The 14,010-nt window shown below is 59.5% G+C and carries 13 protein-coding genes; 6 read left to right on the top strand and 7 right to left on the bottom strand.

Annotated features, from left to right (window positions below):
* Positions 1 to 9 precede the first annotated feature (9 nt).
* Genes N7D90_RS10840 through N7D90_RS10815 form a run of 6 tightly spaced genes read right to left on the bottom strand, consistent with a single transcriptional unit; the run spans position 10 to position 6,207 of the window.
* On the bottom strand, positions 10 to 1,095 hold the full coding sequence (locus N7D90_RS10840; protein WP_261742154.1) for an MBL fold metallo-hydrolase: 1,086 nt from the start codon (positions 1,093 to 1,095) through the stop codon (positions 10 to 12).
* On the bottom strand, positions 1,088 to 2,950 hold the full coding sequence (locus N7D90_RS10835; protein ID WP_261742153.1) for a long-chain-acyl-CoA synthetase: 1,863 nt from the start codon (positions 2,948 to 2,950) through the stop codon (positions 1,088 to 1,090). The genes N7D90_RS10840 and N7D90_RS10835 overlap by 8 nt, the downstream gene beginning before the upstream one ends.
* Positions 2,947 to 4,020 (bottom strand): alkene reductase, encoded by a 1,074-nt coding sequence (locus N7D90_RS10830; protein ID WP_261742152.1) that lies wholly within the window; start codon positions 4,018 to 4,020, stop codon positions 2,947 to 2,949. Before N7D90_RS10830 ends, N7D90_RS10835 begins: the two co-directional genes overlap by 4 nt.
* Before the next feature lie 9 nt (positions 4,021 to 4,029).
* Positions 4,030 to 4,659 (bottom strand): nuclear transport factor 2 family protein, encoded by a 630-nt coding sequence (locus tag N7D90_RS10825; protein ID WP_261742151.1) that lies wholly within the window; start codon positions 4,657 to 4,659, stop codon positions 4,030 to 4,032.
* Between the two features lie 9 nt (positions 4,660 to 4,668).
* Positions 4,669 to 5,442: an SDR family NAD(P)-dependent oxidoreductase gene (locus N7D90_RS10820; RefSeq protein WP_261742150.1), complete on the bottom strand. Its 774-nt coding sequence runs from the start codon at positions 5,440 to 5,442 to the stop codon at positions 4,669 to 4,671.
* A 30-nt stretch (positions 5,443 to 5,472) separates the two neighbouring features.
* Complete coding sequence (locus tag N7D90_RS10815; protein ID WP_261742149.1) at positions 5,473 to 6,207, bottom strand: SDR family NAD(P)-dependent oxidoreductase; 735 nt, start codon at positions 6,205 to 6,207, stop codon at positions 5,473 to 5,475.
* A gap of 419 nt (positions 6,208 to 6,626) precedes the next feature.
* Between N7D90_RS10815 and N7D90_RS10810 the strand changes: the two genes are divergently transcribed.
* The 6 genes from N7D90_RS10810 (at position 6,627) to N7D90_RS10785 (ending at position 12,515) form a co-directional block, all read left to right on the top strand.
* A complete protein-coding gene (locus N7D90_RS10810; protein ID WP_261742148.1) occupies positions 6,627 to 7,958 on the top strand; it encodes a spinster family MFS transporter in 1,332 nt (443 codons plus the stop codon).
* Between the two features lie 18 nt (positions 7,959 to 7,976).
* Positions 7,977 to 8,804: an alpha/beta fold hydrolase gene (locus tag N7D90_RS10805; RefSeq protein WP_261742147.1), complete on the top strand. Its 828-nt coding sequence runs from the start codon at positions 7,977 to 7,979 to the stop codon at positions 8,802 to 8,804.
* A gap of 78 nt (positions 8,805 to 8,882) precedes the next feature.
* Entirely contained in the window at positions 8,883 to 11,012 is a 2,130-nt protein-coding gene (locus N7D90_RS10800; RefSeq protein ID WP_261742146.1) for an FAD-dependent oxidoreductase, read from the top strand.
* Between the two features lie 214 nt (positions 11,013 to 11,226).
* On the top strand, positions 11,227 to 11,580 hold the full coding sequence (locus N7D90_RS10795) for a VOC family protein (protein ID WP_261742145.1): 354 nt from the start codon (positions 11,227 to 11,229) through the stop codon (positions 11,578 to 11,580).
* A gap of 264 nt (positions 11,581 to 11,844) precedes the next feature.
* Positions 11,845 to 12,153, top strand: coding sequence for a type II toxin-antitoxin system RelE/ParE family toxin (locus tag N7D90_RS10790; RefSeq protein WP_261742144.1), 309 nt, complete (start codon positions 11,845 to 11,847; stop codon positions 12,151 to 12,153).
* Between the two features lie 11 nt (positions 12,154 to 12,164).
* Entirely contained in the window at positions 12,165 to 12,515 is a 351-nt protein-coding gene (locus tag N7D90_RS10785) for an addiction module antidote protein (RefSeq protein ID WP_261742143.1), read from the top strand.
* 24 nt (positions 12,516 to 12,539) lie between these two features.
* On the opposite strand, the gene N7D90_RS10780 is transcribed toward N7D90_RS10785, so the two are convergent.
* Complete coding sequence (locus N7D90_RS10780) at positions 12,540 to 13,922, bottom strand: DUF1329 domain-containing protein (RefSeq protein WP_410012168.1); 1,383 nt, start codon at positions 13,920 to 13,922, stop codon at positions 12,540 to 12,542.
* Positions 13,923 to 14,010 lie beyond the last annotated feature (88 nt).

The following is a 14,010-nucleotide window of genomic DNA, read 5'->3' as shown; positions in this document are numbered from 1 at the left end:
AGCCACTGCTCAAAACAACTCAAGCGGGTCGAACTTCACGACTCCTGTCGGGGCCTGTCGATAACGATGCAGCCCTCCTTGTTCCTCACGAACGAGCGCCCCCTCGGCCATAAGGTAATTGGCGTGAGCCAACGTCTCCCCAAGCGCCATCAGCTCGTCAAAGCGACCTGACAGCTTTTTAAACAACACCGCCATCATCTCCAGCGCCGTGCGTGGTTCCTGGCAGGCAACAAGCAACTGCTGCAGATGATTGAGATGGTGATCACGCAACTGATCCAGTCGCAGATGCAGATTGAAAAACGGCCGCTCATGAGCCGGCAGCACCAGCACGCTGTCGGGGATTACCCGCAACCGTTCGATAGAGTCCAGCCAGTCACGCAATGGATTGGCGTGCGGTTCGGTGACATACACCGCAATGGTCGAGGTGATACGCGGCAACACCTGGTCACCCGAAATCAGCAAGCCGTCGTCCGGTGCGTACAGGCAGGCGTGCTCCGGTGAATGCCCGTTGCCCATCACCACCTGCCAGCGGCGCCCGCCGATGGTGAGTTGGCTGCCTTGAGTTAAACGGGTAAAGCCCGCCACCCGTTGCGGGCGAAAGTGCTCACCCTGAATCAGCGGTAAAATTGCCAAGGTCTGCTCGGTGCTGAACCCGGCCTTTTGATAAAAATCCACAAATGCCCAATCGGGTGCAGCGGCCTCTGGCGGGCCATGATGCATCGCTTCGAACTCGCCATGAGTCATCAGCACCGGGCAACGAAAACGCTCGGCCAACCAGCCGACCACGCCGGTGTGGTCACTGTGAAAGTGGGTGCAAATCACCGCCTTGAGCGGTAAACCTGCAAGCACTTCAACAAACACCCGCTCCCACACTTCACGGCATTGATCGCTGTTCAGGCCGGTATCCACCGCCACCCAGCCGTCGCCGTGACGCAGCAAATACAGGTTGATGTGATCGAGCCCAAACGGCAGCGGCATGCGCAGCCATAAAACGCCCTCGGCAACTTCCTGAACCTGCCCGTTGGCCGGTGCTTGCGGCCAGGGATAGCGCAGGCCATCACGCCATTGGTGGCCTTGGGCGTCCAGTTCACTCATGGCTGCTGCCCACAAAGGGTGGCAAACCGGCACGGGCCAACACTTGCAACGAATACGGCTGATAGGTGCGAGTGCTTTCATCGCGCACAAACAGCGGATCGGCAAATAAACCCGGCGAGTAGCCCTGGCGCTGCAAATCGACCTTGCGCAACTTGAAGGTACTGGTCAGGTCGGCCGCTGCCGAGACCCGTACAAAGATTGGCGCGGCATAGCGTGGCAAGCGCGCTTCTGTAAGCTCATAGAAAGCCTGCGGATCAAACCTGTGCCCGGACTGCATCAGAATCGCAGCCATCCCGGCGCGCCCCTCGTGTTCGGGCACCTGCACCCCGTACACGTTGATCAGTTCCAGGCCTGGCATGTCGCTCAGGGTATCGGCCACCTCCAGAGTCGAGACGTTTTCGCTTTTCCAGCGGAAGGTATCGCCAATGCGGTCGACAAAATAGAAATAACCGTCGTCGTCATAGCGCAGCAGATCACCGGAGCTCCAGTAGGCATCCCCGGCCTGGAACACGTTGCGGCGGATCTTGCTTTCGCTGGCAGCCGTGCTGGTGTACCCCTCGAAACGGCCACCGCCAATCTGTGGATGATCAACGATAAAGCCCATGGCCTCACCCAATTCACCGGGTTGGCACAGCTGGTAAAAACCGTTCTCGTCCCGTGGATGCGTGTCACTTTCGACGTCGTAACGCACCAATCGCAGATTGGTACGGCTCCAGTCCGGTACGCGACCACAGGAGCCCACATAGTTATCGACATTGATCAGGTTGGCGTTGGCTTCGGTGGCACCCCAGCCCTCGAACACCTGAATCGGGCCAAAACGTTCCAGCCAGCGCTGCCACGATTCAGGCGTCAGACCGGCACCGAGCATATAACGCAAACTGTGTTCGCGTTCACCGGCCACCACGGGCTGGTTGAGCAGGTAACGGCAGATCTCGCCGATGTACTGGAACACGGTGATGCGGTTGCGGCGCACATCAGGCCAGAATTCGCGCACGCTGAACTTGCGCCGCACCACGATGCTCGCGCCCACGCGCAGCGCAGTCGAGGTCACCGAAGTAGCTGCCGCGCCGTGGTACAGCGGCAGACAGCAGTAAAATACGTCGTCACAGGTAGCGCCCAGGGTAACTTCCATCACGTCACCCGACGACATCCAGCGCATATGGCTGTAACGCGCAGCCTTGGGTAGCCCGGTGGTGCCCGAGGTGAAAATCAGCAGCGTGGTGGTTTCAGCCGTGATCGCGGCACGCACCTCACGGGGGAAGACAGTCTCCGGTGCCGCGCAAATCAGTTCGCCAAAATGGCTGTCGACAAAAGTCGGCAGCTCACCGTCAAAAGGGTTTAGTGCATCTTCGACCAGCCATAGCGGTACATCCGGCAGGCCTTCAGTGCCCAGCAGGTTGGCCAGGCACTCTTCGCCCACCACCACGGCCTTGGCAGCGGTGGATTGCAGTGCATGAACCAGCGGCTTACCGCTGACCTGAGTGTTGATAAACGCCACCACAACACCGAGCTTGACCAGCCCGAACCAACTGAAGAAAAACTGCGGGCGGTTCTCCATGGCAATGGCGCACATATCACCAGGGCGCAGGCCCTTGGCGTAAAACACATGAGCCATGCGATTGGCTTGGGCATCCACGGTGGCATAAGTGAAACGCTGCTCGCCGTCGATCAAAAAAGCCCGCTCGGGATAAGCCCGCGCCTGCTCCTCAAGACGGTCGGCCAAGGTGTACAGGTCTGCCGGTTTGATCCGGGCGCTGGCCGCAGAACGCAAGTCCAGCAGCGCCTGGGTCTGCTCCCGTGGTACAGGCTGTTGTTTTGGCGCTGCCAGAGCGCTGATCCGCGACATATCGTTCATTGCGCCACCGTCTCGCTCAGCGGGTAATCGCTGTAGCCTTCGGGGCCAGGGGAGTACAAGGTCTTGCGGTCGAAGCGGGCCAGGGGCAGACCCTTGCGCAGGCGCTCGACCAGATCCGGATTGGCGATAAAGTGTCGGGCAAACGACACCGCTTCACCCTGCCCGGCCTGCAACGCAGCAGCTGCCGATTCACCGTCGAACCCGTCATTCAAAATCAGCCCGTTACTGCAATGGCGCTGGGCCAGGGCAAAGGCATCCAGCTCCGCCAAAGGCGAACGCATGATATGCACGTAAGCCAGGCCCATAGGCTCGGCGGCCTTGCACAATGCAACCGCAGTGGCCAACGGGTCTTCGTCATCTATGTCATTGAACGGATTACCTGGGCACAGCCGCAGCGCCACGCGCCCGGCACCAATCGCCGAGGCCATCGCTGCCAGCACCCGCGCCGGGAAACGCACGCGGTTCTCGACGCTGCCACCGTACTGGTCTTCGCGCAGGTTGCTGCCCGAGGCCATAAACTGCATCGGTAGATAACCGCTGGTGCAGTGCAGCTCAACGCCGTCAAAACCGGCTTCACGGGCATTCAGCGCCGCCTGGCGATACTCCTCGATCACCTGTTCGATATCTTGCAGCGACATGGCCTGAGGCTCGTCGGTGTCGACCATCCCCGCGGTGTCGGTAAACAGCTGGGTGCGTGCGCGCAAGGCTGATGGCGCAACCGTGGCCGCACCAGCAGGTTTGTTGTGAGCGCTGGATGCACGGCCAACATGCATCAGTTGCAACACAATCAGCCCGCCCTCGGCATGTACGGCATCGGTCACGGCCTTCCAGGCGGCGATCTGTTTTGCGTTGTAAATCGCCGGGGTACGGCAATAGCCCAGGCCACTGGCCGAAGGAGCAGTGCCTTCGGCAACGATCAGGCCGGCAGTCGCGCGCTGGCGGTAGTACTCAACCATCTCGGCAGTCGGTACGCCATGCTGATCCGCGCGGCTGCGGGTCATCGGTGCCATGACTATACGGTTGGCCAGTTCCAGCTCGCCGAGGCGCACAGGTTCAAACAAAATGCTCATGGTGGCTCCTTAGCGCACGCGAATTTTCGGTGCGCCAGCCCCTCGGCGCAGGGTGGCAAGAAACTGTTCAACTGGAGCGGCGGTGGCCACTTGGGGCAGTTGATCCTTGTCTGGGCGGTTGGCCCAGAACTCGGTCCAGGACGGGAACAGATCGTGAAAGGTTCCGGCGTAGGGGTCGCGGCCCGGCCAGCGCATTTTTTGCGTGCCGATCGGCGGTTTGTTGAGGTCACTGGCGTACCAGTAGCACGGCAAGCGGCGCCGGAAATACCAACGCCCCTGCATCCGCTCGTAGTCATCCCAATAGAGCATTTGCATGGTCACCCACTCGGGGCCGGTCTCGTGCTCGTTCTTGGAATACACCACGCCAACGGCATGGTCCGGATCGGTGAATTCGATAAGGTGCTGGCCCAGGTGGTGCGAGGTGCCGTGAAATTGATCGCGCAGGGTGTCATCGACCCAGGCTTTAAGGTGTGCACGCCCGATTTTTTCACGGCCCACACGAATGTCTTCGGCAAACAGATTGACGTGGGCATCGAGGTCGCGCATGTCCAACGACAGCGAATATTTGCCGGCCAACTGGCGGATCTCATCAATCGACTCAAGCCGGTCGAGACGGGCAAGCAAGGCGTTCTGTTCCATAAAAATTCCTTATTCCAATACCGTGTACAGCTCACTGCTGCGTCCACCATCGACCGGCAAGCAGGCACCGGTGATATACGAGGCTTCATCGCTGGCGAGAAACAGAATGGCGTTGGCCACTTCAACGGGCTGGCCGACACGCCGAAGCGGAATCAGCTTTTCGGTATTGATGCGAGTTTTGTCGTCGGTGAGCATGCCCGCCGTGGCTGGCGTCTCGACCACACCGGGGCTGACCACGTTGCAGCGAATGTTGTGGCTAGCACCCTCGCTGGCGGCAGCGCGGCTGAAATTGATCACTGCGGCCTTGGCGGCGGAGTAACCGGCCATCCAGGGCGTACCGAACTGACCACAGATCGAGGCCAGGTTGATGATCGAACCGCTGCCCTGGGCCCGCATCAGACTCATGGCCGTGCGAGTGCCCCAAAAGGTGCCGTCCACGGTGGTGGCGAAGTTGGAGTGCCAATCTGCCGTCGAGGTGCTGTCAATCGCCCCCCAGCTGTAAGCCATGGCGTTGTTGACCAAAATATCCAATCGACCGTGGCGCTGTGCAACATCGCTGATTGCGCTGACATAGGCAGATTCATTACTGACATCTGCCACCACGCATTCAGCGCGGCCACCGGCATCATGGATCTGCGCAGCCACTGCTTGCAGCGGTTCGATACGACGACCGCAGAGCACTACCCGCGCGCCCTCCTCGGCAAACCGCAGCGCAGTGGCTGCACCAATGCCCGATCCGGCGCCGCTGATAAATGCAACCTTGCCTTGTAAACGAGTACCCATGCTCTGCTCTCCCATTGCTGTCTCCAGCTATCAGATAAACGCCATGCCGCCGTTGACCGCGAGGTTTTGACCGGTGATAAATGCCGCGTCATCGCTGGCCAAAAAGGCTGCGACGCGAGCGATCTCATCGGTTTCCCCCATGCGGCCCAGAGGGATGGCATTGAGCATGCTTTGCATCCAGTCTTGCGGGATGTCCGCCATCATCGGGGTGTTGGTCGGGCCGGGAACGATGGTGTTGACGCGAATACCGTTGCCAGCCAATTCGCGAGCCATGCTGCGGGTCAGTCCCATCACGCCAGCCTTGGCCGCGCAGTAATGGCTAGGGCCTTCGCCGGTGAGGGCCGAAGTACTGGAGATATTGATAATCACGCCGGGGGTGGCGGCTGCGAGCATCAGTTTTACCGCTTCACGGCTGCAGTAAAACGGGCCGGTAAGGTTGACGCCTATCACCCGCTGCCAGTTCTCGTCGGGGGTTTGCGCAAAGGCATCGATAGAGCCGATCCCAGCGTTGTTAACCAGAATATCGAGACTGCCGAAGTGTGCGTGAACGGCGGCCATCGCGGTGGCGACCGAGTCGCTGTCAGCCACGTTGCAGCTCACGGCCAGTGCCTTGTCGCCGAGCCCTTCTATACTCTGGCGCGCGGCGTCCAGATTGATATCGGCAGCGACAACCTTGGCCCCCTGCTCGGCAAAGTGACGCACAATAGCTCGCCCCATGCCCTGACCTGCGCCGGTTACAAACGCCACTTTATTCAGCAATTTCATAGGTTTCTCCCGCCTGCCCGATGTCGGCCGCCCTAAAGCCTGGGCGGTGTATGGGAGCAATCATTGACTGGAGAAAAAAGCTGAACATCGTCCGATGGGACTAAGCAGCCGAGCCCGCGCTCCTGGCTCACCGTTAAATCCGGCTTTACCAGGGCTGCGCCGTCTACCCCACCTTGTAGCCGCTGACGAGTAGAACGAGGCTGCGTCCGGTTGCGGAACGGCCGTACCCCCTCAGACTCACTGCGATATCCGGTTTTACGACGGCTGCGCCGCCGAACGCAGCCTCGCGGAGCTCGTCAGCGGCTACAGGTGCAGGTGCAGGTGCAGCAATATGATCGGCTGGTCTAAATGGACGATGTACTCGCCACACGGTTCGTGGAATAACTGATTCACTAGAACAAAAACCGGGAGAGCCCGTCGTGTCCATACCCTTGCGCCCCACCTGGCGAACCCATTACGCACTAGGCGTTTTGGCTGCCATCTATATCTTCAACTATATCGACCGGCTGCTGATGGCCATTTTGATCGAGCCGGTAAAAGCCGAGTTCGGCATTTCCGACACCGGTATCGGCCTGCTGTCAGGCGTAACCTTTGCGGTGTTTTACACAATTTTCGGCTTCCCGCTGGGACGTCTTTCCGACCGTATCGGGCGCAAAAAAGTCATCGCATTCAGTTGCATCGCCTGGAGCGTAATGACCATTTTCTGTGGCTTCGCAGCCAGCTTCTCGATGCTGGTGGTGGCGCGGATCGGGGTGGCTATCGGTGAAGCCGGTGGCACGGCACCGTCCATGGCGATGGTCTCGGACCTGTACCCACCCGAGCGCCGTTCAACCGCGCTGTCAGTCTTGATGCTCGGCTCAAGCCTGGGGGCGATTTTCGGCTTGGGGCTGGGCGGCTGGATCGCGCAGCATTACGGCTGGCGTTTTGCATTTGTGGTTATCGGTGCACCAGGGATTTTTCTCGGCCTATTGCTACTGTTCACCGTGCGCGCGCCCAAACCCGCGATGCTGGTCAATCCCAATCAGGTGGTGCAGGCACACTGGGCCGTCACCGTGCGCGAACTGTTCCAGACCCCGTCCTTTCTATGGATAGTGCTCACCGGCGGCTCTGCAGCAATTGCCGGTTATGCCATCGGCACCTGGAGCCCAAGCTTTCTGATCCGCTCCCACGGTTTGAGCCTGCAGGACGCCGGGCTGCTGGCCGGTGTAGCGGGCGGTGCCGGGGCTACGTTCGGCACCCTGACCTGCGGCATTTTGTGTGACCGCTTGGCGCGTCGCGACAAGGGCTGGCAAATCGGCGTGCCGCTGCTGGGCACGCTGATCAGTATCCCGTTCGCGCTGGCTTATTTCCTGTGGCCAGTGGGCACTGCGTTCCATGTAGGCAGCACGCCGGTGCCGACCGCCTTCCTGTTTTACGGCGTATTCAGTTTCTTCGGTACATGGTGGGCAACACCGTGCCTGGGCGCGATTTCCCATCTGTTCCCGGCCACCCGGCTGGCCCAGGCCACGGCGATTTTTGTAATGGCCATGACCCTGCTCGGCGTCGGCGTCGGCCCACTGTTGATCGGCATGCTCAGTGACGGTTTCGCTCATACCCTGGGCAACGAAGGCTTGCGCTATGCCCTGGCCTCTTGTGTCTCGCTGCTGGTATTTGCCTCGGTGTTTTTGGCCATGGCCTTGCCGCGCTATCGCAACCACCTGATGAACAAGACCCTGCCCCCAGCACAGCTGGCTGACGCGGCTACAGCCTGATTTTTTGGAGATTGAGTGATGACTGAACAAGACCTTCCCCTGCCCATCGGCCACTTTGTGACACTGGACAGCGGCCTGCGCCTGCACTTTCTCGACGAAGGCAGCGGCCCAGTGGTGTTGTGGTTACATGGCAGCGGCCCGGGCGCCAGCGGTTACAGCAATTTCAAAGGCAATTATCCGCAGTTTGTTGCCGCAGGTTTTCGCAATCTGGTGGTGGATTTGCCGGGTTTCGGGCGCTCCGACAAGCCTGAAGATGCGCAGTACAACCTCGATTTCTTCGTCAATGCCATGTCGGGTTTTCTCAAGGCTGTCGGAGTAAAACGGGCGACCCTGCTCGGTAACTCCTTGGGCGGCGCCATTGCCCTGGGCCTGGCGTTGGCCGAGCCTGCGCGTGTCGAGAAACTGATCCTGATGGCCCCCGGCGGCGTTGAAGATCGCGAAACCTACTTCAAAATGGTCGGTATTCAACGCATGGTCGAGCTGTACAACGCAGGCCCGCTGGGCATCGAGCAAATGCGCCGGATCATGAGCCTGCAACTGTTTGACAGCTCGCAGCTGGACGACAATCTGCTGGCCGAACGGGTCGCCGTGGCCGTGCACCAGCCGCGCAATCTGTTTACCACCATGATGGTGCCGAACATGACCGAACGCCTCGAAGAACTGCAGGCACCCATTCTGGGATTCTGGGGCACCGACGATAACTTCAACCCCGCCAGTGGCGCGCTCAAAGTGTTGAACCACGCACCCAATGCGCGCTTTATCATGCTCAACCGATGCGGCCACTGGGTGCAAGTTGAACACCGCGAGTTGTTCAACAAGGCGTGCCTGGAGTTCCTGCGCAGCTGAACCCTGAACACGCATGACCTACGGCTGCCTGCGGGCGGCCGTATCCCCTTCCAGATACCCGCTCGGGCTGAAATAACAATGACAAAATACCCTCAGTTGCTGGCACCCGGTCGCATTGGCTCTCTTGAGCTGCGTAACCGCATCATCATGGCGCCCATGGGCTCCAATTTCGCCGAAGCCGACGGCCAGTGTGGCGAACGTATTCAGGCCTATTACGAAGCTCGCGCCCGTGGCGGCGCCGGGCTGTTGATCATGGGCGTATGCTCGGTGGCGTTTCCGGCCGGGACCGCCGAGCCGTTTCAGGTTGGTGTCTCCAGCGATGAGTTTATCCCTGGGCTAAGCCGCCTCGCTGAACGCGTCCACCAGCACGGGGCAAAAATCGCCATGCAATTGCAGCATGCGGGCAAGACCTCGGTACGCGACATGGCCGAAGGTCGGCAACTGTGGGTGCCTTCCGTACCGCCGGTACTGCAAAGCGACATGATGGCCGCGCTGACACCCGAAGAGCTGGCCAACTTTGTCAGTTCCATGAAGCGTCGCGCCGAAGGCTCACCGATCCGGGTAATGGACAGCGCCGATATCGCGCAGATGATCGACTGGTTCGCCTGCGCCGCCGACCGTGCCAAGCGAGCCGGTTTCGACGGTGTGGAGCTGCATGCGGCCCACGGTTACATCATTGCCGGCTTTCTCTCCGGCTATTACAACCAGCGTGAAGACGCGTATGGCGGCACCCTGGAAAATCGCGCCCGGTTGCTCCTGGAAATCATCGCGGCAGTACGCGCCAAGGTCGGTAACGAATTCGCTGTCTGGTTGCGTCTGGACGCCGAAGAGCTGCACACCCCCGGCGGCATCAACCTGGAAGACGCCAAGGCCGTGGCACGCATGGCCGAGGCGGCTGGCGTCGATGCTGTCAGCGTATCTGCCAGCGCCCGCATCACCAGCGGTGTGGTCTTTACCGAAGCGCCTCTGGTGCACCAGCCCGGCGGTTTTCTGGAGTGGACCGGCGCGCTCAAGCGCAGCGTGCAAGTGCCGGTGATTGCCGTGGGGCGTATCGAGCCGCAGGCCGGTGAAGCAGCCCTGAAACGTGGCGACTGCGACTTTATCGCCATGGCTCGCAAACTGCTGGCCGACCCGGAACTACCGAACAAACTGCTCAACGATCAGGAAGCCAGTATCCGTCCGTGCATTTACTGCTACGTGTGCGTCAGCCAGATATTCATCAACGAGCGGGTCAAATGCGCGGTCAACCCCATGACCGGTCATGAGTTCGAATACGTCATTGGCCCCACGGCCACGCCAAAACATCTGGTGGTGGTCGGTGCCGGGCCTGCCGGGATGGAAGCCGCACGCATCGCCTCCTTGCGTGGGCATCGCGTGACTCTGCTCGAACGCAGCGACCGCCTGGGCGGTACGCTGTTTTTTGCGGGCCTGGCCTATGCCGAAAACGCCCGCCTGCTGGATAACCTCAAGGTTCAGGTACAGCAGTCAGCCATCGATATCCGCCTGAACACCCAGGCCAGTCCCGCCCTGCTCCGCGATCTGGGTGCCGATCAGGTGCTGGTGGCTGTCGGTGCAGAGCGTGCGGCACCGGCGATCCCCGGCGCCGATCAAGACCACGTATGGAGCGGCGACGAACTACGCCGCCTGATGACCGGCGACCGCGCCGAGGAAATTGCCAAGCGCAAACTGTCCTTTACCCAGCGTGCGCTGATGAAAGCCGGCAGCCTGACCGGCATTACCGACAGCCGTGAAGCCATGGAAAAACTGTCGCGGGTATGGATGCCCTTGGGCAAGCGCGTGACCATTATCGGTGGCGGACTAGTGGGCCTTGAGCTGGCAGAGTTCCTGATTGCCCGCGGGCGTCAGGTAACCGTGCTGGAAAGTGGCACCCACCTTGGCCGCGAACTGGCCATCGTGCGCCGCTGGCGGGTGTTGCATGAAATTCGCGTGCATGGCGCAAAGTTGATCACTGGCGCCAGCGTGACCGCCATTGATGGGCATTGCGTGCGTTACCAATTGGCAGATGGAACCGCAGCACAGAGCGAGGCCGACTCCGTGGTACTGGCCATCGGTGCACAGCCTGATACCGGGCTGCTCGACGAATTGACCCGCGCAGGGTTGAGCGCTACCAGCATTGGTGATTGCCATAGCATTGGCTACATCGAGGGTGCTATCAGTGCTGGCCACCGGGCTGGGCGAGAGGCCTGAATACAGCGTTCCCACAATTTCAGGCCTGGCTTACTCGTCCTTTTTGACAAAGGTGACGTTGCAGCCGGACCTGAAATTGATGCACATCAAACATCCTCTGTTAACTGCTCTCGTCCCTGACTACTTTAGAACTGCAGCTATTGTAAAAAGGCGATTCCCGATGAACCATTAAGGATTCAAAGAGTTCCTGCCAGCACCACCCTAGGAGATACTCGTGACTGCAGATAACCGCCATTACAAAATCGACAACATCGAATTCAACGTCCACGACATTGCGCGCAGCAAATCCTTCTATGGCGCCGTATTCGGCTGGACGTTCACTGACTATGGCCCCACCTACAGCGAATTCACTGATGGGCGCCTGAGTGGCGGTTTCACCACGGGCGAACCGGTACGCCCCGGCGGCCCGCTGATCATTGTGTATGCCGACGACCTGGCCCGGGCTCAGCAGGTAATCACCGCTGCCGGAGGCCTGATTACCCGGCCTGAATTCAAATTTCCGGGCGGTAGTCGTTTCCACTTCACCGACCCGGACGGCTATGAGCTGGCGGTCTGGTCACAGGCATAACGACACATTTCCAGCAAAACCCTCCTCCCCTGACCCCGGTAACGACCAGTCTTAATACCGGGGCCAACTGTCGCCCCGTCATTTGAACGTAAGTAAAAAAACCTGCACAACCTTGCGAATTGTCTCAATTGACCCTCGAAACACCACCCTCCTAACGTTCAGCGGTTGCCCTCTATCACATTGGATGTGGGTCTCATCAGACGAACAGCCGCATTTGGCGGTTAAAAACCATTGACCAAAGGTAGCTTTAAAGCTACACCTCTTATGATCGAGATAAGACATTACGTCAGCGAAACGGGTAACGACCATTACCAGCAGTGGCTGGACCACCTAAAGGATCGAAAGGCCAAGGCGCGCATCACCGTGCGGGTTAACCGGCTTTCAGCAGGCGCCTTTGGCGATTTCAAGCCAGTGTGCCAGGGGGTGTGGGAATTACGCATAGATCATGGGCCGGGTTACCGGCTTTATTACGCTCAGGACGGCAAAAAGTTGGTGCTGTTGCTGCTCGGTGGCGACAAGCGCCAGCAGCAGGCCGACATTGACAAAGCGGTACGCTGCTGGAACGCGTATTAGAAGAGGAAGCCATGAACAGAACCAACAGTCACGACGAATCCGTTATCGAAATGATCCGCCAGGATCCCGAATTTGCCATTGAATACCTGCGCATTGCCATTGAAGAGCTCGATGAAGAAGGCGGCCAGGCCAGTTTTCTGACCGCGCTGCGCCACGTTGTAGAAGCACGGGGCGGCATGGCACAAATAGCCGAAAAGGCTGGTCTCTCCCGCGAAAGCCTGTACCGCGCCCTGTCCCCCAAAGGCAATCCGACACTGCGCACCATGCGCCAGGTGGTGCATGCCACCGAAATGACCTTTGCCTCGCTGACCTGCCCCCATGAAAAAGCCCCGTCAGTGCAAACCGACGGGGCTTTAACGTGAAGCTTGCTGCTTGATACTTGTTGTTTATCTGCCCATGGCCCGCGCCGCATCTGCGGTGTACTGGTCAGGAGTGAATTTGCCTTCGTTGAGAATTGGGCCCTTCTTGGCCTCGTTGGTCATGCCGTAACCGGTGTACTGCCCAGAGTTCAAGTCCATGAAAAACTGCGATCCTGCCTGCCAGCCGCTCATGTCCGGGTGGTAGTAATAGTTGATCATGGCGTGTTTCCACAGTTGCCCACGGGCGTCGTAATTGTCCGCCATGACCGAGTTCCAGGTGTCTTCGTCGATAAACAGCACACGCTTGCCATACACGTGGCGGTAACCTTCTTTCAAGTCACCTTCTACCACCCACACGCGACGCAGTTCATAACGCATCAGCTCAGGGTTGGGATGGTTGGGGGTTAGCATATCCGCGTATTTGACCGTACCGGCGTTAGGCTTATAGGCGTTGGCCGGGATGTAGATTTCACGCTTGCCTAGCAGTTTCCAGGTAAACCGCTCCGGCGAGCCGTTGAATAAACGGTCTTCGTCCACCGTCATGGTGCCGTTGGTGCCGATCATCGGCTGGTCATAGCCGTAGCCCGGCAACAAACGCACGCGGCGGGTGGACGGGCTGTAGCTCCAGGCCTGACGCGGGTTGGTCTGGAAATCGTAGGGTTCGTGGGAAATGCTGATCACGCCATTGTCACGGGCCGGTTTAAGGGTCGTGTTGTTGCCCATGGCCTGAATCTTGTCTTCAGTTTTAGGTTCGACTGTCGGCGAGTTGGCCTGTGACAGCCCGCGTGCATAAGCACGTCCCCAACCGATGCTGCCATTGGGCAATACGGAGGCCAGGTCGCTGGTTTTTTCTTCGGTCCAGGCTCGAGCTGGGAGCTGGTGGTTCCACAGCACTTCCATGCCGCTTTTTGGAATCGGGAACGGTACCTGGCCCAATCCTTCAATACCCATGCCATCGTGCACCAGCTTGGCGTTCAGGGCATTGCTCATGGCACGTCGGCACACGTAGTCCGGGTAGCGGAAATCACGGTGACCAGGGTAGACATTCATCTTGTAAGTGGTCGGATAACGCTTGAACAGTGCCTTCTGGCCTTCGCTGAGTTTGTCTTCGTACTGGGCCATGTTTTGCGCGGTGATCACCAGAATCGGCTTCTCCGCAGCGTACGGATCAACCGGTTGGTCGCCCGAGAACTTCACATGGTTCCAGCCCGGCACTTCGCCCAGGTACTTGCCGGTATACGGCGGGATGGTCCCCGCGGCGTTACCTGCCTGCTCTGCCCCTACACAGGTCAGCTCTTTGCCCAGTTTGGCCGCTTCTGCGGGGGATACCTGGGCAGTTGCCGTGCCGATGGTGCACACATTGACGGCCATGGCGGCTGCGAGCATTACGCCTGTTCTTGTTATTTTCATGTATTGCCTCCTACGCGGATAAAGCTTGCTGGGGGTATGCGTCCATTCTTCGCCAATCACAGGCGAGCACATCGTCCAGTAAGACTAG

The organism is Pseudomonas fragi (assembly GCF_025426255.1).
GTDB classification, from domain to species: Bacteria; Pseudomonadota; Gammaproteobacteria; order Pseudomonadales; family Pseudomonadaceae; genus Aquipseudomonas; species Aquipseudomonas kulmbachensis.
Note: the sequence above shows the minus strand (reverse complement) of the source record. Positions and strands in the feature narration are given on the sequence as shown.